The sequence below is a fragment of the Kitasatospora sp. NPDC057692 genome (assembly GCF_042799475.1).
Classification (GTDB): Bacteria; Actinomycetota; Actinomycetes; order Streptomycetales; family Streptomycetaceae; genus Kitasatospora.
On the sequence record NZ_JBHVIV010000006.1, the window covers coordinates 1 to 17,161 of the forward strand.

At 73.6% G+C, this 17,161-nt stretch carries 16 protein-coding genes, 2 pseudogenes and 1 riboswitch; of the genes and pseudogenes, 10 read left to right on the top strand and 8 right to left on the bottom strand.

The window, feature by feature from the left end; all coding sequences use genetic code 11:
* Nucleotides 1–471, top strand: a pseudogene (locus tag ACFVFS_RS05075) (hypothetical protein); the annotation flags it as partial.
* Nucleotides 472–623: 152 nt separating this feature from the next.
* Here ACFVFS_RS05075 and ACFVFS_RS05080 read toward each other — a convergent pair.
* Entirely contained in the window at nt 624–1,199 is a 576-nt protein-coding gene (locus tag ACFVFS_RS05080; protein WP_380620288.1) for a TerD family protein, read from the bottom strand.
* Nucleotides 1,200–1,313: 114 nt separating this feature from the next.
* A complete protein-coding gene (locus tag ACFVFS_RS05085; protein ID WP_380620291.1) occupies nt 1,314–1,811 on the bottom strand; it encodes a hypothetical protein in 498 nt (165 codons plus the stop codon).
* A gap of 69 nt (nt 1,812–1,880) precedes the next feature.
* Here ACFVFS_RS05085 and arfB point away from each other — a divergent pair, with 69 nt between their 5' ends.
* A complete protein-coding gene (gene arfB / locus ACFVFS_RS05090; RefSeq protein WP_380620293.1) occupies nt 1,881–2,315 on the top strand; it encodes an alternative ribosome rescue aminoacyl-tRNA hydrolase ArfB in 435 nt (144 codons plus the stop codon).
* A 15-nt stretch (nt 2,316–2,330) separates the two neighbouring features.
* On the opposite strand, the gene ACFVFS_RS05095 is transcribed toward arfB, so the two are convergent.
* On the bottom strand, nt 2,331–2,948 hold the full coding sequence (locus ACFVFS_RS05095; RefSeq protein WP_380620296.1) for a flavin reductase family protein: 618 nt from the start codon (nt 2,946–2,948) through the stop codon (nt 2,331–2,333).
* A gap of 306 nt (nt 2,949–3,254) precedes the next feature.
* Here ACFVFS_RS05095 and ACFVFS_RS05100 point away from each other — a divergent pair, with 306 nt between their 5' ends.
* Complete coding sequence (locus ACFVFS_RS05100; RefSeq protein WP_380620298.1) at nt 3,255–5,141, top strand: diguanylate cyclase domain-containing protein; 1,887 nt, start codon at nt 3,255–3,257, stop codon at nt 5,139–5,141.
* A gap of 140 nt (nt 5,142–5,281) precedes the next feature.
* Nucleotides 5,282–6,274: a hypothetical protein gene (locus ACFVFS_RS05105; RefSeq protein WP_380620300.1), complete on the top strand. Its 993-nt coding sequence runs from the start codon at nt 5,282–5,284 to the stop codon at nt 6,272–6,274.
* Nucleotides 6,275–6,359: 85 nt separating this feature from the next.
* Here the strand turns inward: ACFVFS_RS05105 and nagA are convergent, their stop codons facing one another.
* Both nagA and ACFVFS_RS05115 read right to left on the bottom strand, forming a co-directional pair.
* Entirely contained in the window at nt 6,360–7,532 is a 1,173-nt protein-coding gene (gene nagA / locus ACFVFS_RS05110; protein WP_380620303.1) for an N-acetylglucosamine-6-phosphate deacetylase, read from the bottom strand.
* A complete protein-coding gene (locus tag ACFVFS_RS05115; protein WP_380620306.1) occupies nt 7,529–8,476 on the bottom strand; it encodes an ROK family protein in 948 nt (315 codons plus the stop codon). Before ACFVFS_RS05115 ends, nagA begins: the two co-directional genes overlap by 4 nt.
* Before the next feature lie 328 nt (nt 8,477–8,804).
* Between ACFVFS_RS05115 and ACFVFS_RS05120 the strand changes: the two genes are divergently transcribed.
* On the top strand, nt 8,805–10,091 hold the full coding sequence (locus ACFVFS_RS05120) for an extracellular solute-binding protein (protein WP_380620309.1): 1,287 nt from the start codon (nt 8,805–8,807) through the stop codon (nt 10,089–10,091).
* A gap of 28 nt (nt 10,092–10,119) precedes the next feature.
* On the opposite strand, the gene ACFVFS_RS05125 is transcribed toward ACFVFS_RS05120, so the two are convergent.
* On the bottom strand, nt 10,120–10,470 hold the full coding sequence (locus tag ACFVFS_RS05125; protein WP_380620311.1) for a cupin domain-containing protein: 351 nt from the start codon (nt 10,468–10,470) through the stop codon (nt 10,120–10,122).
* 103 nt (nt 10,471–10,573) lie between these two features.
* Here ACFVFS_RS05125 and ACFVFS_RS05130 point away from each other — a divergent pair, with 103 nt between their 5' ends.
* Complete coding sequence (locus tag ACFVFS_RS05130) at nt 10,574–10,873, top strand: DUF3263 domain-containing protein (protein WP_380620314.1); 300 nt, start codon at nt 10,574–10,576, stop codon at nt 10,871–10,873.
* Between the two features lie 30 nt (nt 10,874–10,903).
* Nucleotides 10,904–11,755, top strand: coding sequence for a trehalose-phosphatase (gene otsB / locus ACFVFS_RS05135; protein WP_380620316.1), 852 nt, complete (start codon nt 10,904–10,906; stop codon nt 11,753–11,755).
* On the opposite strand, the gene ACFVFS_RS05140 is transcribed toward otsB, so the two are convergent.
* On the bottom strand, nt 11,739–13,208 hold the full coding sequence (locus tag ACFVFS_RS05140) for a trehalose-6-phosphate synthase (RefSeq protein WP_380620318.1): 1,470 nt from the start codon (nt 13,206–13,208) through the stop codon (nt 11,739–11,741). The genes otsB and ACFVFS_RS05140 overlap by 17 nt on opposite strands.
* Nucleotides 13,209–13,246: 38 nt before the next feature.
* Nucleotides 13,247–14,254: a glucosyl-3-phosphoglycerate synthase gene (locus ACFVFS_RS05145; RefSeq protein WP_380620320.1), complete on the bottom strand. Its 1,008-nt coding sequence runs from the start codon at nt 14,252–14,254 to the stop codon at nt 13,247–13,249.
* A 161-nt stretch (nt 14,255–14,415) separates the two neighbouring features.
* Nucleotides 14,416–14,547: riboswitch (SAM riboswitch) on the top strand.
* Between the two features lie 15 nt (nt 14,548–14,562).
* On the opposite strand from ACFVFS_RS05145, the gene thrC reads away from it, so the two are divergent.
* From thrC to ACFVFS_RS05160, 3 genes and pseudogenes are all read left to right on the top strand, one after another.
* The gene (thrC, locus tag ACFVFS_RS05150) at nt 14,563–15,843 is read left to right on the top strand and encodes a threonine synthase (protein WP_380620323.1); all 1,281 of its coding nucleotides are present in this window, start codon (nt 14,563–14,565) and stop codon (nt 15,841–15,843) included.
* Between the two features lie 71 nt (nt 15,844–15,914).
* Nucleotides 15,915–16,187 (top strand): annotated as a pseudogene (locus tag ACFVFS_RS05155) (ubiquitin-like small modifier protein 1); the annotation flags it as partial.
* Nucleotides 16,188–16,771: 584 nt separating this feature from the next.
* Nucleotides 16,772–16,975 carry a cold-shock protein gene (locus ACFVFS_RS05160; protein WP_030289665.1) on the top strand — a complete coding sequence of 68 codons (204 nt, stop codon included), beginning with the start codon at nt 16,772–16,774 and terminating at the stop codon, nt 16,973–16,975.
* Nucleotides 16,976–17,161 lie beyond the last annotated feature (186 nt).

Below are 17,161 nucleotides of genomic sequence, written 5' to 3' on the forward strand. Positions count from 1 at the left end.
GCCCCGGCCCGGCCGGTGCTGACGGCGGCCGTCGGGCAGCTCGGCGGAGCGCCGGCCGCGCCGCCGGCCCGGGCGGCCGAGCGGCAGCGTCCGCGTCCGGCGGTCTCCCCGGCCCCGCGTCCGCAGGGCTTCAGCTTCTTCGGCCGCGGCTCCGGCGCGGCGGTCCGCCCGGCGGCTCCGGCGCCGGCCGTGCGCAGCGTCGCGGAGCTCGGCGAGCGCGCCGACCTGGCGGACGTGGTCGGCGACGAGGCGGTCGCGGCCCAGGCGCAGGAGCAGGCCGAGGCCCAGGAGCAGGCGCAGGCTCAGCTGCAGAGCCGGGAGCAGGAGCGGACGGCGGCGCGGGCGGCCGAAGCGGAGGCGGAGACCCGGGTGCTGCCGCTGGTCGGCGACGCGGACCCCGAGGTGGTCGACCTGACCCCGCACGACGAGACCGAGCAGATCGAGGTCCCGGAGCTGCGCGCCTCGCGCTGAGGCGGCGGCCGGCCGGGGAGCGGCGCCGGGTGGACGGGGACGTCCGCCCGGCGCCGTTCGCGTTCCCGCCGGACGGCCGGTCCGGGAACGACGCGGCGCCCGCCCCGCCGGGTGGCGGAACGGGCGCCGGAACGGCACGGCGTGCCGGAGCGTCAGATCTGGACGCCGAAGTCCTGGGCGATGCCGGCCAGGCCGGAGGCGTAGCCCTGGCCGACCGCGCGGAACTTCCACTCGGCGCCGTTGCGGTAGAGCTCGCCGAAGATCATGGCGGTCTCGGTGGCGGCGTCCTCGGAGAGGTCGTAGCGGGCGATCTCGGCGCCGCCGGCGGAGTTCACCACGCGGATGTAGGCGTTGCGGACCTGGCCGAAGTTCTGCGACCGGGCGACGGCGTCGTAGATCGAGACCGGGAAGGTGATCCGGGCGGCCTCGGCCGGCAGCGAGGCGAGGTTGACGTTGATCGCCTCGTCGTCGCCGGCGCCCTCGCCGGTGCGGTTGTCACCGGTGTGGACGACGGTGCTGTCCGGGGTGCTGGTGTTGTTGAAGAAGACGAAGTGGCTGTTGGACAGCACCTTGCCGTCCGCGTTCAGCACGATCGCGCTGGCGTCCAGGTCGAACTCGGCACCGGTCGTGGTGCGGACGTCCCAGCCGAGGCCGACGGTGACCGCGGTCAGGCCGGGGGCCTCCTTGGTCAGCGAGACGTTGCCACCCTTGGAGAGGCTCACTGGCATGGTGTGTGCTGTCCCTTCGATTGCTTGTTGCCGGGGATAACGCGGGAACCGCAGGAGTTGGTTCCGCGCGGCCGGGGCTTTTCCGTCACCGGCACGATTTCGGGTATTCCCACGTCAGACCCGTCGGAACCGGCCCTGGAGCTCCCAGATCGCCGGATTGTCGGCGAGGTCGGGGTGCATGTCGAAGAGGTCGGCGAGGGTGTCCTGGAGGAAGTCGCGGGCCTCGCGGCGCAGATCGGCGTGGCGCACCACGGCGGGCGGCTCGTCGGGCAGCCAGGTGGCGGTGACCTCGACCCAGTTGAAGCGGCGGGCGAACCGCAGCAGTTCGGTGTTCTGGGTGAAGTCGAGGTCGGCGGTCTGCACCCGGGCCGCGCGGCCGCCGGCCGGGTCGCGGTCGAGTTCCTCGACGATGTCGCAGAGCGCCCAGGCGAAGTCCAGCACCGGGACCCATCCCCAGGCTGTGGACAGGTCCGCGCCCTCGGCGTCCAGGTAGACGTCGCCGCAGAACAGGTCGTACCGCAGTTCGCGCACGCCCGCGGTCCGGTAGTCGGTCTGCGGGGGGTCGGGGAAGCGGTTGGAGAGGGAGTAGCCGAGCTCGATCACACAGGCCATTGTCGGGGTTCTCCGGTCCTGGCCGGATAACCGGGTGACCGGCGCGGCCCGGCGCGGGATGATGGGCGCATGCCCGAGCCCATTCGCGTCCGGGGATCGGTGGTCGTCCCCGACGCCGAGCTCGTCTGGCGCTTCTCCCGTTCCTCCGGCCCCGGTGGCCAGCACGTGAACACCTCCGACACCCAGGTCGAGCTCCGCTACGACCTGGCGGCCTCCGACGCGCTGCCCGAGGTGTGGAAGCAGCGCGCCCTGGAGCGGCTGGCGGGGCGGCTGGTGGACGGCCGGGTGCTGGTGGTCAGGGCCTCCGAGCACCGCTCGCAGTGGCGCAACCGGGAGGTCGCCGCGGCCCGGCTGGCCTCGCTGCTGGGCGAGGCGACCGCGCCGCCGCCGAAGGCGCGCCGGGCGACCAGGCCGAGCCGGGGCATGGTCGAGCGGCGGCTCTCCAACAAGCGGCACCGCTCCGAGCTGAAGCAGGGACGGCGCTCCCCGCGCGGCGAGGGGTAGCGCGGGCGCGCGGCTTCAGCCCAGGGCGCGGTAGCCGCCGCGGAAGTACAGCAGCGGGCGGCCGCCCGGGTCGGGCACCGTCGCCTCCAGCACCCGGCCGAGCAGCAGGGTGTGGTCACCGGCGGCTATCCGCTGCTCGGTGCGGCACTCGACGGTGGCGAGCGCGCCGTCGATCAGCGGGGCTCCGCTGAACGGGCCGCGGTGGTGCGGGGCGTCGGCGAACAGCAGCCGGTCGCTGAGCCGCCCCTTCATGGCGAACCGCGAACCGAGGGCCTTCTGCTCCTCCGTCAGCAGCGAGACCGCCCAGGTGTCGGCCCGGGAGAGCACCTCGTCCATCCGGGAGTCCTCCCGGACGGAGATCAGGACCAGCGGAGGCTCCAGCGAAACGGAGAGGAAGGACGTGGCGGTCATGCCGACGTCCTCGCCGTCGTCCGGGTCGTGGACGGTCACCAGGCTCACACCGGAGGCGAGCTGGGAGAGCGCCGCCCGGAACTCGTCGGGGGTCGCTTGGGTGGCAGCTTCGGGCTGCGGGGACGGGTACACGTACCGCACGGTAGCCCGCGACCGGGGGAAGCGACATCGGGCCCTGGTCGTAGGACCAGCGGCGCAGCGCCGTTCGGCCCGCCGAAGCATTGAAAAGGTTACGGTCCGCGTCCGGCCTCACTCGCAGGAGTGAAGGGGACGGGCTGCCCGGCGGTCAGCCGGCTACAGCGCGCGGCCCATGCGACCGACCACGGGAAATGTTCCGATGAGGCCTGATGTCCAGGTATGGGACGGATGAACTGATTAAGGGCGCATTAGTCTTGTGTGATTTAAGTCACAAGTGCTGACCTATTGCTGACCGAGCGTGCCGAACGCTGTGCTCCCTGTGATTCAGTTCTTCTGGCAATCGGACGATAACCAATCAAGACCTATCCGAAGCAGCCGGGGAGCCCCCGCATGGAAGCCGAGTCGGAGCCGTACGTCCGTCTCGCGACCCTCCGCACCTTGCACCGGGTCGTGGCGGACCTCAACGCTGCCCGCAGCCTGGCGGGCACGCTGCAGGCCGTGGTCGAGGGCGCGGTGCACGGACTCGGTTTCGACGCCGCCGCGGTCAGCCTGGTGCGGCCGGACGGCGACCTCGTGGTGGCGGCCGTCTGGGAGCTGGAGGAGAGCGCCATGGGCGGGCCCTCCGTCCTGCTCGGCCAGGTCGGCTCCCGCGAGTCCTGGGACCGGCTGCTCGGCGTCAGCGACCACTGGGGCACCCTGCGCTTCCTCCCCTACGACCGCGGCTGGGCGGTCGCCAGTGACATCCCGCGCTGGATCGGGGACGGTCCGATGCCCGTCTACGCCAACGACTGGCACCCCGCCGACGGCCTGCTCGCCCCGATGTACAGCGCCGGCGGCGACCTGCTCGGCGTCCTCTCGGTGGACCGCCCGCGCAGCGGCAAGCGGCCCGGCGCCTGGACCCGCGAGGCCCTGGAGATGTTCTCCCTGCAGGCCTCCATCGCGATCGGCAACGCCCGGCTGCGCGCCGAGATGCAACGCGCGCTGGCCCGCCTGGAGAAGGAGCAGCAGGCACTGCGGGCCAGCGAGGAGAGCTTCCGCCAGGCCTTTGAGTACGCCCCCAGCGGGATGGCCATCACCGAACTGCACGGCGCCGGGCGGGGTCAGCTGACCCGGGTCAACGACGCGCTCTGTCGCCTGCTCGGCCGCCCCCGGGCGGTGCTGCGCCAGCAGAGCTTCGCCGACCTCGTCCACCCGGACGACCGGGCGCTGCTGGAGCGCACCAGCGCCGAGAGCGGCCGGGCGGAACTGCGGCTCTCCCGCCGGGACGGCGGCTACCAGTGGGTCTGCCTGCGGAACTCGATCGTGGCCGACGCCGCCGAGGGTCCGAGCTTCCTGCTCACCCACGTCGAGGACATCGAGGACCGCAAGCGGCACGAACTCCAGCTCGCCCACCGGGCCAGCCACGACGCGCTCACCGGCCTGCCGAACGGCGCGGAGCTCAAGGCCCGGCTGGGGCGCCGGCTCTGCGCGCTCCCGCAGACGGCCGCCGCCGGGCACCAGGCCGGGCCCGCCGAGGCCGGCCACGGGGGCGGCGGACACGGCGGCGCGGCGTACGGGAGCACGGCGTACGGGGGCACCGGGCACACCGGGTACGGCGCCGACGGTTTCGGCGGGTACCCGGAGAGCCTGTTCGGCGACTCCTACCGCCCGGCCGGCGGCCAGGACCCGGAGGCGGCGCACGGCCGCGGCCTGCCGGACGGCTACCCGGCGCCCGGCACCGACGGCGCGCCGGGCGGCCCGAACGGCTGCGGGGACCACGTGCACGCGGTGGTCCCGGCCGACCACGGCCCCGGCGGGGAACTGCGGTCCGGCCCGTTCCGCTCAGGCGCGGCGGCGGCGGCCGCCGCCGTCGAGAAAGGGCTGGCGGTGCTCTTCTGCGACCTCGACGGCTTCAAGTCGGTCAACGACCGCTTCGGCCACAACGCCGGTGACGCCGTCCTGGTCGAGGTCGCCCGCCGGCTCAGCGCGGCGGTGCGCGACGGCGACACGGTGGCCCGGCTCGGCGGCGACGAGTTCGTGGTGCTCGCCGACGGCATCGGCCGCGACGAGGCCAAGGACCTCGCCCACCGGCTGCGCAACGCGATCATCCCGCCGATGCGGATCGACGGACGGGCGATGCGGGTCGGCGTGAGCCTGGGCATCGGCTGGGCCGGGTGCGGGATGAGCACCGAGGAGGTCCTGCACACCGCCGACGAGCGGATGTACGACGAGAAGCGGGCCCGCGGCGGCGCGGTGCGCGGGGCCCGCGGCGAGCGCTCGCACCGGCGGGCCGGGTAGCGGTTCGGGGCGGGGCTACTCGCGGGTCGTCAAGGGGCCTGTCCGGGGCGTGCGCGGCGGCAGGTAGGGTTCCGGGGTACGAGCGACCACGACCAGCGCCGGCGGCACGGCAGCCCGGCGGCGCGACCGCGATGGGGGAGTTGACCACCGTGACCACCGCCGGCAGCAGCGGAGCGCCCCAGGACCCGGAGGGCGGCGCCCCGCAGGAAGACGATCCGTTCGGCTACCTCTACCGTCCGGCCGACGGCGGCTCGGGTCAGCAGACCGAGCCTCAGCAGGGCGTGCCGCGCACGTCGTACAACCGCCCGATGGAGGTCGGCCGCGCCCAGTACGGCCAGCAGCCCCGGCCGCAGCAGCCGTACCCGCCGCAGCAGCAGCCCGGCTACCCGCAGGCCCAGCCGCCCCAGCAGCCGTACCCGCCGCAGGGCGACTTCGGCGCGGCCCCGACCCAGCAGACCCGCTACGCCGAGCACTCCCGCCCGCAGCCGGGCGAGGAGCGGCCGCCGAGCGGCGGCCGGAGCAAGGGCGCGGTGATCGGGGCGGTGGCCGTGGTCGCGGCCGTCGCGATCGGCGCCGGCATCGCCCTGTCCGGGGACCCGGACAAGGACAAGGACGACAAGGACGCCAAGGGCGGGAGCACGGCGAGCGCCCCGGCCACCCCGGGCGGCGCCACCGGCACCGCGAGCCCGAGCGGCTCCGCGTCGGCGACCCCCTCGGCGAGCGCCTCGGCCGGGCCGGGCACCGTGGACGCGAGCCAGTTGCAGGCCCAGAACGCGCCGGTCGGCAACACCGTCAAGGGCACCAAGTCGGCCGACGGCAGCTACCTGACGCTCAACCCGGGCGGCACCATCACCTGGACCGGCGACGTGCCGGCGGCCGGGACCTTCAAGTTCACCGTGCACTTCAACAACCCGGGCGCCGACACCAAGGCGATCGCGGCGGTGAACGGCAAGGACTGGCCGGGCGGACTCGGGCTCAAGAACTACTCGCCCGGCAAGGACCCGGCCTCGTCCTGGTACACCAGCTACATAACCCCGCCGCTGCAGGCGGGCAGCAACACGATCGTGCTCTCGCTGGCACCGGGCAGCCCCACGGTCCTGGTGGACCAGGTGACGCTGGAGGCGGCGGGCTAGAGGCCCCGGCCGCCCCGGTCCCGGACGCACGACGGCCGCCCGTTCCCCCGAGGGGGGCGGGCGGCCGTGTCGTGGGCGGGCGGGGTCAGACCGCCGCGATCGGGGCGAAGCGGTCGCCGCCGGTGATCCACTCGCCGCGGCGCATCACGGCGACCAGGTCGTAGCTCGCGGAGTCGACGACGGCGAGGTCGGCGAGCTTGCCGGGCTCCAGGCTGCCGACCTGGTCGGCGAGGCCGAGCAGCCGGGCCGGGACGGTGGAGAGCGACTCCACGGCCTGGTTGAGGCCGAGGCCGTTGACCGTGACCGAGCGCTTGAACGCCACGTCCAGGGTGAGCGTCGAGCCGGCGATCGCGCCGCCCTCGACCAGGCGGGCGACGCCGTCCTTGACCTCGACCTGGAGCGGGCCGAGCGGGTAGAGGCCGTCGCCCATGCCGGCCGCGCCCATGGCGTCGGTGATCAGGGCGACCCGGGAGGCGCCGGCGGTGCCGTAGGCGAGGTCGAGCACGGACGGGTGCAGGTGGACGCCGTCGTTGATCAGCTCGACGGTCACCCGCTCGTCCTCCAGCAGCGCCACGATCGGGCCGGGCGCGCGGTGGGCGATGCCGGGCATCGCGTTGAAGAGGTGGGTGGCGACCGTGGCGCCGGCCTCGATGGCCTCCAGCGTCTTGGCGTAGTCCGAGTCGGTGTGGCCGACGGCGGCGATCACGCCGAGGTCGGCGAGCATCCGCACGGAGTCGAGGCCGCCGGGGAGTTCGGGTGCCAGGGTGACCATCCTGGCATGGCCGCGGGCGGCGTCGACCAGCTTGCGCACCAGCGCCGGGTCGGGGTCGCGCAGCAGGTCCGGGCGGTGGGCGCCGCAGCGGTTGTGCGAGATGAACGGGCCCTCGAAGTGGATGCCGGCGAGGACGCCGTCCTCGACGAGCTCGGAGAGCACGGCCGCCTGGCGGGTCAGGTCGTCGATCTCGCCGGTCACGGTGGAGGCGACCGTCGTGGTGGTGCCGTGTTCGAGGTGGGTGCGGGCGACCTTGAGGGCCTCCTCGGCGATGCCGGAGGCGTAGGACGCGCCGCCGCCGCCGTGCACGTGCAGGTCGACGAAGCCCGGGACGACGGTGTACCCGGTGAGGTCGAGGTCGCCGGGCGTGGCGGAGCCGCCGAGACCGGAGATCCGGTCGCCCTCGACGGCGAGGCGGTCGCCCTCGACGACGCCTCCGGGCAGGACCAGCCGGGCGCCGGCCAGAGCGAGTCGGTCCGCGGTCACGCGGTCACCTCCATGGAGAGCAGATCCCAGGCGAGCAGGCCCGCGCCCAGTGACGCGGCGGTGTCTTTGAGCATGGCGGGTACGACCTCGGGGGGCATCTGGAAGGTCAGCCGCTCGGTGACCGCCGCCCGCAGCGGGGTGAAGAGGGTGTCCCCGGCCTCGGCCAGCCCGCCGCCGACGATGATCCGGGACGGGTCGAGCAGGCTCTGGGCGAGGACGATGCCGTCGGCCAGCGCCTCCACCGCGTTCTGCCAGACCGCGATCGCGCGCGGGTCCCCGGCGTCCACCGCGACGGCGCAGGATGCCGCGTCGGCGTCGGGGTCGCCCACGGCCTCGGCCCAGGCGCGGGAGACGGCGGAGGCGGAGGCGAGGGTCTCCAGGCAGCCGCGGGCGCCGCAGCCGCACTGCGGTCCGCCTGGGCGGACCACCACGTGGCCGATCTCGCCGCCGAAGCCGTGGGCGCCCGCCTCGATCCGGCCGTCGATGCCGATGGCGCCGGCGATGCCGGTGCCGAGGGCGATGAACAGGAAGCGCCCCACGCCCCTGCCGCTGCCGAGCCGGCCCTCGGCGAGGCCGCCGGTGCGCACGTCGTGGCCGAGCGCGACCGGCATCGCGCCGCCGTCCGCGGAGGACAGCCGCTCGCCCAGCAGCTTGCGCAGCGGCAGGTCGCGCCAGCCGAGGTTGGCGGAGAAGACCGCGATGCCGTGCTTCTCGTCGATCGTCCCCGGGACGGCGACGCCCGCCGCGAGGGGCGCGACGCCGAAACGGCTGCGGCCTTCGTCCGCCAGATCGGCGGCGAAGTCGAGGATGGCGGCGACCACGGCGTCCGTGCCGTGCTCCCGCCCGGTCGGGCGGCGTGCTTCGAACAGCACGGAGCCGTCCTGGGCGAGCAGCGCGGCCTTCATGCCGGTGCCCCCCACATCGAGTGCGATGACGTGCTTCACGGAGGACAGTTTCCCTTGGTCGGGTCTAAGAGGTCTAGTCCAGTTGTCGGATTGGTCTGGTCCATAGGGGTGAGCTTTGTCGCAGAAGCATGTGGTGTGCGGCACTTTGCACGAGCCCCCGGGCGGGGGTCGGGAGGTCGGATCCGCCGGTTTTGTTGCGCGGTGTGCAACAAATCCCGCACTTCGATAACTACCCGGCGCCAGGGCGTCGGAGATGTGGACCGCCGCGTGCCCGGTTTGGCAGCCTTGCGGCCTCCCCCCGGCCGGATCCCTTCCCCCCGATCCGGTCCGTTCCACCCCAGGATCCCCCTCGAAGGCGGTACCCGCGTTGGACAGACGCGCCCAGGTCCCCACCCGGTTGTTCGGCGTCGCGCTGGCCGGCGCCCTGGCCGGAGCACTGGTGCTCACCGGCTGCGGCGGCCAGGGCGACGGCCCGGTCACCCTCCGGCTGGTCGCGGCCGACTACGGCGAGAGCGCGGACACCAGCTCCAAGCTGTACTGGGACGACCTCGCCCGCCGCTTCGAGGCCGCCAACCCGGGCATCAAGGTGGACGTCGAGGTGGCGAGCTGGACCGACATCGGCAAGCGGGTCGACGAGCTGGTGAAGAGCGGCAAGTCGCCCGACCTGCTGCAGACCGGCGGCTTCGCCGACCAGGCCGCCGCCGACCGGCTGTACCCCGCCGCCGACGTGCTGTCCCTGGAGACCCAGGCCAACATCATCGACTCGTTCTCGCACGCGGGGCAGGTGCTCGGCACGCAGTACGGCATCCCGTTCGTCTCCTCCTCCCGGGTGCTCTTCTACAACAAGGCGATGTTCCAGAAGGCCGGCATCGCCCAGCCGCCGACCACCTGGAACGAGCTCAAGGCCGCCGCCGAGAAGATCAAGGCCAAGGTTCCGGGCGTGGTGCCGTACGGGCTGCCGCTCGGGCCCGAGGAGGCGCCCGCCGAGTCGATGCTCTGGACGCTGAGCGGCGGCGGCAGCCTCTCCGACGACGTCGGCAACTACACCATCGACAGCACCCAGAACCAGGCCACCTTCGGCTGGCTGAAGTCCAACCTGGTCGCCACCGGCCTCACCTACCCCGAGCCCGGCAAGATGAACCGCACCCCGGTGTTCAGCGACTTCGCGGCCGGCAAGGTGGCGATGCTCAACGGGCACCCGACGCTGCTGCGGATGGCCACCAACGGCAAGATCGACTTCGGGACGGCGCCGATCCCCAAGAAGGACGGCCTGGCGAAGACCGGCAGCCTCGGCGTGGCCGACTGGATGATGGCGTTCAAGGCCAACGGGCACCGCAACGAGATCCGGACGTTCCTGTCCTTCGTCTACGGCAAGGACAACCAGCTCAAGTTCGACGAGACCTACAACCTGCTGCCGGTCACCCAGGACGCCTTCGACGCGATGACCAAGGACCCGAAGCACGAGGACCTCAAGCAGTTCGCGGCCGGGCTGGGCAGCAACGCGAGCTTCTACCCGTTCGGCGACCCGGCCTGGGCGGAGGTCTCCAACCGGATCAAGGCCGGCATCGGGGCGGCGGTCACCGCCGAGCCCAAGCCGGTGCTGGAGGACCTCCAGCAGGCGGCGGTGAAGGAGGCGGCCCGGATCCGCAAGTGAATCCGGGCCGGGCGGGCGTCGGGGGGCGTCAGTAGGTGATCGTGTAGACCTTGCGGAGCGTCTCGTGGACGGTCCAGGTGGTGCGGTCGCCCGCCCGGAGCACCCCGCAGTCGCCCGGGCCGAGCTCCAGCACCGGGCCGCCGTCGACCGCGACGGTGGCCCGGCCGCTCAGCACCACGAACACCTCGTCCGCCTCGACGTCGGTGGCCACGCCCGGGGTGATCTGCCAGATGCCGGTCTCCCCGGCGGCCGACCCGGTGAGCACCAGGCCGGACACCTCCGGGGCGCCGGAGACGATCTGTGCCGGGTCGAGCGGGTCGGCGACGAGTTCCGCGGTCGGGACGTGCAGGCTGAAGGCGGCGGTCGGGATGCTGGTCATGGGGGTGACGCTAGTCGCGGGGCCGCGGCCGCACAGGACGCAGAGTGTGTCGGGTCCCCGGGGGAGAATGACACTCCGTAGTGACGGACGGAGGTGGGCCCGGATGGGCGCGGACGACGAGGCGGCACGGGAACCGGGTGCGCCCGGAGCCCTGGACGAGCGGGACCGGGCCGTGCTGGAGCTGGAGGGCCGCTCCTGGCGGACGGCCGGTGCCAAGGAGCGCGCCGTCCGGGAGGAGCTGGGGCTCTCCAGTACCCGGTACTACCAGCTGCTGAACGCACTGCTGGACCGGCCGGAGGCGCTGGCGCACGCGCCGGTGCTGGTCAACCGGCTGCGCCGGGTCCGGGACGCCCGCCGGATGGCACGCCAGGCACGCCGGGGCGGGTCCGGGTCCGACGGGTGACCCCCGGCCGGGGTGGGTACGGTGCCAGGCATGGGTCTTGCCGACATGACGCGACCGCTGACGGATGCCGGGCGCGCGGGGCTGGCGGCGCTGCTCGACGCGCCCCGGGACGCCGTGATCGCCCTCGACTTCGACGGGACGCTCGCCCCGATCGTCCCCGACCCCAGCCGGGCCCGGGCGCACCCGGGCGTGGCGCCCGCGCTGCGCGCGCTGGCACCGCGGGTCGGCGCGGTCGCGGTGGTGACCGGCCGCCCGGCCGCCCTGGCCGTGGAGTACGGCGGGCTCGCCGGGCTCGACGGGGTGGTGGTGCTCGGGCACTACGGCGCGGAGCGCTGGGAGGGCGGCGAGCTGACCGCGCCGCCGCCGCACCCGGGCGTGGCCGCGGTCCGCGAGCGGCTGCCGCGGGTGCTGGCGGCGCTCGGCGCTCCGGAGGGCACCTGGGTGGAGGACAAGGGCCGCTCGGTGGCCGTGCACACCCGGCGCACGGCCGAGCCGGCCGCCGCGTTCGAACTGCTGCGCGGGCCGATGGACGGGCTGGCGGCCGAACACGGGCTGGTGGTGGAACCGGGCCGGCTGGTGCTGGAGCTGCGGCCGCCGGGGGTGGACAAGGGGGCGGCGCTGACCGGGCTGCTGCGCGAGCGCGGCGCCCGTTCGGTGCTCTACGCGGGCGACGACCTCGGGGACGTCCCGGCCTTCGCGGCGGTGGAGCGGCTGCGCGGGGAGGGCCTGGCCGGGCTGCTGGTGTGCAGCGGCGCGGTCGGCGACGTCCCGGACGCGCCGGTGCGCGAGCTCGCCGACCGGGCGGACCTGGTGGTCCCGGGCCCGGCCGGCGTGGTGGAACTGCTCGGCGCGCTGGGGGAGGAGCTCAGCGCAGGGCGTTGAGCTGGTCGAGGAACCACTGCTGGGGAGGCAGCGCCGTCGCGGCGGCGGCCAGCCGCTTGGTGCGGTCGGCGCGCTCCCCGGCCGGCATGGTGAGCCCGGCGTGCAGCGCCTCGGCGGTGGCCACGACGTCGAACGGGTTGACGCTCAGCGCGTCCTCGCCGAGTTCGGCGTGCGCGCCGGCCTCCCGGGAGAGCACCAGTGCGCAGCCCCGGTCGGAGACCACCGGGACCTCCTTGGCGACCAGGTTCATGCCGTCCCGGATCGGGTTGACCAGGGCCACGTCGGCCATCCGGTAGGCGGCCAGCGAGCGCGGGAAGTCGTCGTCGACGTGCAGGATCAGCGGCTTCCAGCCGGGTGTGGCGAACTCCGCGTCGATCTCGGCGGCGAGCGCCCGCACCCGGTCGGTGTAGGCCCGGTACTCGGCGAGGTCGGTGCGGGACGGGTAGGCGAAGGCGATGTGCACCACCCGGTCGTGCCACTCGGGGCGGGTGCGCAGCAGGTGCCGGTAGGCCAGGAAGCCGCGGACGATGTTCTTGCTCAGCTCGGTGCGGTCGACCCGGACGACGGTGCGGCGCTCGCCGACGGCGGTGCGCAGGGCGGCGAGCCGCTCGTCGACGTCCGGGCGGTGGGCGCGCTCGCGCAGGAAGTCGGCGTCGGCGCCGAGGCCGTGGACGCCGAGGGCGGTGGTGCGGCCGGCGTGCGTGACGGTGAGCGCCTCGCGGTCGACCGCCGCGCCGAGGAACCGCTCGCAGCAGTCGGCGAAGGCGAGAGCCCAGCGGCGGGTGAGGAAGCCCGCTCGGTCGGCGCCGAGGATGCCGGTGAGGACGGTCCCGGCGATGTCGTCGGGCAGCAGCCGCAGGTACTCGGCCGGCGCCCAGGGGGTGTGCGAGAAGTGGCCGATCCGCAGGTCGGGGCGGGCGGCGCGGAGCAGCGCCGGGACGAGCGAGAGGTGGTAGTCCTGCACCAGGACGGCGGCGCCGGGGGCGGCCTCGGCGGCGAGCGCCTCGGCGAAGGCGCTGTTGTAGGCGGTGTAGGCCTGCCACTCGGCGCGGAAGCCGGCGTCGAAGGCGGGGGCGGTCGGGGTGTCCCAGAGCAGGTGGTGGACGAACCAGAGGGTCGAGTTGGCGATGCCGTTGTAGGCGCGGGCGAAGGTCTCGGGGTCGATGTCGAGCATCCGCACGGCCTGCCCGCCGACGTCGTGGCCGGCCCGGTCGAGGCGGCCGTCCGGGGCCTCCCGGGCGGCCCGGCGGTCGGCGTCGGAGAGCGCGGCGCAGACCCAGACGGCGTCCGGGTCGTCGATGGCGGAGAGCCCGGAGACCAGGCCTCCGCCGCCTCTGCGGAGCGTCAGCGTCCCGTCGTCCGCGGTGCCGAAGGACACCGGCCCCCGGTTGGACGCCACCAGGACGGGGGCGGCGCCGGTCGGATTCGAACGCTCGGTCGTGTCAGAGCCCATGGTTGGTTGGTTGCCGGGGGTCCGGCGCGGCAAACGTGTCAGTGCCGGGTGGCGTACTCGGGAACGGTGTGCATCGGCGGGCGCTCGGTCGCGGTGACCGGGTGGGTGTGGGCGGTGAAGGCGCGGGTCCGAGGGTCGCGGGTGAACTGGGTGAGCCGGGGGTGCAGCAGGTCGGCGGAGGCCTTGAGCCGGTGGGAGCGGTCGAGCCGTTCCAGCGCGGTGCGGTAGATGGTGGCGGCCATCCGGCCGAGTGCCTGGCCGTCCTGGTGCCGGTGGTGGCGGACGCCGACGTCGACCTGGGCGAGCGCGTCCAGGCCGGCCGTCTCCAGGGCGTCGACCAGCAGGCCGAGTTCGACCCCGTAGCCGGTGGGGAAGGGCAGCCGTTCGAGCAGTGAGCGCCGGGCCGCGTACTCGCCGCCGAGCGGCTGGACGAAACCGGCGAGTTCCGGCCAGTGCAGGTTGAGCAGCGGGCGGGCGACCAGCTCGGTGACCCGGCCGCCGCCGGCCGGTACGACCGCGCCGTCCGTTTCGAGCGGCCGGTCGTACATCGCCTTGACCAGCTGGATGTCCGGCTCGGTGAGCAGCGGGCCGATGATGCCGGAGACCAGGGCGGGGTCGAACTCGCGCAGGTCGGCGTCCACGAAGCAGACGATCTCGCCGCGGGTGACCAGCAGCGAGCGCCAGAGCACCTCGCCCTTGCCGGGGGCGGCGGGTATCCGGGGGAGGATCGCGTCGCGGTGGACGACGGTGGCGCCGGCCGCGGCGGCGACCTCGGCGGTGGCGTCGGCGGAGCCGGAGTCGACCACCACCAGTTCGTCGACCAGCGGCAGCCGCTCCATCAGCTCGCGGCGGATGACCCGGACGATCTCGCCGACGGTGGCCTCCTCGTCCAGGGCGGGCAGCACGACGCTGACCGTGCCGGCCGGGCCGAGCGCGCGCTTGGCCGCCGACAGCGTGTGCACCGGTCGGTCGGCCGCGCTCCACGAGCGTCGGCGCAGCCAGGACGCCGTCTCGGGGAGGAGCTCGGGGGTCGGTTCGGCGGGCACGGTGCGCTCCTCGGCGGGTTCGGGTACGGGTCCTGGTGGGACGGGGCATCTCGCGTGGCGGACGGTGCCGTTCGGGGTTGACGCCTTCGGATACAGTCTTCGTACAGCGGTCGGACCTTCGCACGCCGGGGTCACCGCTGAGCAGGACCACAACTTCACAGAGCTCATCCAGAGGGACTGAGGGAACGGCCCGTTGACGTCCCGGCAACCTTCTCGCACGGTCGGCTTCAGGCCCCGGCGGGACAGGTGCCAATTCCGGCCCGGGCGCGACCGCGTCACGGGGAAGATGAGGAGAGAGGCCTCGCCACATGGCTATCGACACCACCGCACCCGTCACCGTTGACCTCGGTCCCGCAGCCCAGCTGTCCTGTCGGGAGTGCGGAACCAGGTTCCCGCTCGGTCCCAGCTTCGCCTGCCTGGAGTGCTTCGGCCCGCTGGAGATCGCCTACGACTTCGGCAGCGAGGGCGCCGAGGAGCTGCGCAAGCGGATCGAGGCAGGCCCGGCGTCGATCTGGCGCTACGCGCCGCTGCTGCCGGTCCCCGCGGACGTCGCGACCAAGCCGAACCTCAACCCGGGGTGGACCCCGCTGGTGAAGGCCGACAACCTCGGCCGCGAGCTCGGCTTCACCGCGCAGCTGCACGTCAAGGACGACTCCGGCAACCCGACCCACTCCTTCAAGGACCGCGTGGTGGCCTGCGCCATCGAGGCGGCCCGCGCGTTCGGCTACACCACGCTGTCCTGCTCCTCGACCGGCAACCTGGCCGGCGCGGTGGGCGCGGCGGCGGCCCGGGCGGGCTTCCGGTCCTGCGTGTTCATCCCGCACGACCTGGAGCAGGGCAAGGTCGTGATGGCCGGGGTGTACGGCGGCGAGCTGGTCGGCATCGAGGGCAACTACGACGACGTGAACCGGTTCTGCTCGGAGCTGATCGGGGACCCGGCCGGCGAGGGCTGGGGCTTCGTCAACGTCAACCTGCGGCCGTACTACGGCGAGGGCTCCAAGACGCTCGCGTTCGAGATCTGCGAGCAGCTGGGCTGGCGGCTGCCGGAGCAGATCGTGATCCCGATCGCCTCGGGCTCCCAGCTCACCAAGATCGACAAGGGCCTGCAGGAGCTGATCAGGCTCGGTCTGGTCGAGGACCGGCCGTACCGGATCTTCGGCGCCCAGGCGGCGGGCTGCTCGCCGGTCTCGGCCGCCTTCAAGGCCGGCCACGACGTGATCCGACCGGTCAAGCCGGACACCATCGCCAAGTCGCTGGCGATCGGCAACCCGGCCGACGGCCCGTACGTGCTGGACATCGCCCGGCGCACCGGCGGCGCGGTGGAGGACGTGACGGACGAGGAGGTCGTGGCCGCGATCCGGCTGCTGGCCCGCACCGAGGGCATCTTCGCGGAGACCGCGGGCGGCGTGACGATCGGCGTGCTCAAGAAGCTGGTCGAGACCGGTCAGCTGGACCCGTCGAAGGAGACCGTCGCGATCAACACCGGCGACGGCCTGAAGACCCTCGACGCGGTCGCGGAGGCCGGGATGACCGCCGTCATCCGGCCGAACCTGGAGTCCTTCCGGGACGCCGGCCTGGCGTCCCTCTGACACCCGCACCCCACCCGCGCCCCACCCGCACCGCCCCGTACCGCCCGCGCGCCCGCACCGAGGAGACCCCCATGAGCGCCAACGTCCGCATCCCGACCATCCTGCGCACCTACACCGGCGGCGCCAGCGAGGTGCCCGCCGAGGGCGCCACGCTGGGCGAGGTCATCGCCGACCTGGAGAAGAACCACGCGGGGATCGCCGCGCGCGTCCTGGACGACACCGGCAAGCTGCGCCGTTTCGTGAACGTCTACGTGAACGACGACGACGTGCGCTTCGCCGAGGGCCTCGCGACGGAGATCAAGGACGGCGCGAACATCTCGATCATCCCGGCGGTCGCCGGCGGAGCCGCGCCGCGCCCGTTCCCGCCGGGACGGGTGTGCCGTCACCGGCCGTCCGCGGCACGGAATTCGGTGCCGCGGACGGCCGTGCGCATTTTGGCGGGAATATTTGCGGTCCCGCTCGGAGTAAAGTGTCGCTCGACCGGGAACAGGGGCCGCCCTCCCCCTTGTCCGGGAACGAATCCACCGCACCGTCACCACCGCCGCCGTCCGCCCGTCGAGACCGGGAGCGGGCCCGGGGGCCGGGAAACATGTCAGGCCGGTGTCAGAATTCTGGCGGCATTTTTAGGCAATACGTCCGCTATGTCCGGTGGGAATTGCGGCTTTCCTCTCTATTGCTCCCGTGCTGTCCTCCGGGGTCCCGGGTGAATTCCCCGGCATTGGCCCTGTTGCAGAGGGCGTCGATCCGGATACATTCAGCCGCGGTCGACGCAATCGCCCGTTCGCCGGATGTCGTTCGGTGACATCGGGAGGATCGCGGCGTGCAGGGCCACGCCCAGGGGGGGTTCCCCGGGCCGGCCTCCAACCAGACCCGTGCCCGCAGACCTGCGGGGGCGCGAAGGGCCAGCACAGCACTAGGGGAGTTCGGAATGGCTCAGGGCACCGTCAAGTGGTTCAACGCGGAGAAGGGCTACGGCTTCATCGCGGTCGACGGTGGTGCGGACGTCTTCGTCCACTACAGCGCGATCCAGATGGACGGCTACCGCACCCTTGAGGAGGGCCAGCGGGTCGAGTTCGAGATCTCTCAGGGGCAGAAGGGCCCGCAGGCGGACATGGTCCGCGCGGCGGTCTGACCTTTCCGACACCCAGGAGTTCGGCTCGGCCCATCGGCTGGTGCGCCTCTTGCTTCACGGCGGGCCCGTGCGACACGCGTCGCACGGGCCCGCCGTCATGCTGTCGCGGCTCGCGGGTTGGTCATTTGGGCTTGCACTCGCCCACCCGGAGTGCTAATCATTGGCGTTAGCACTCACAGCGTGAGA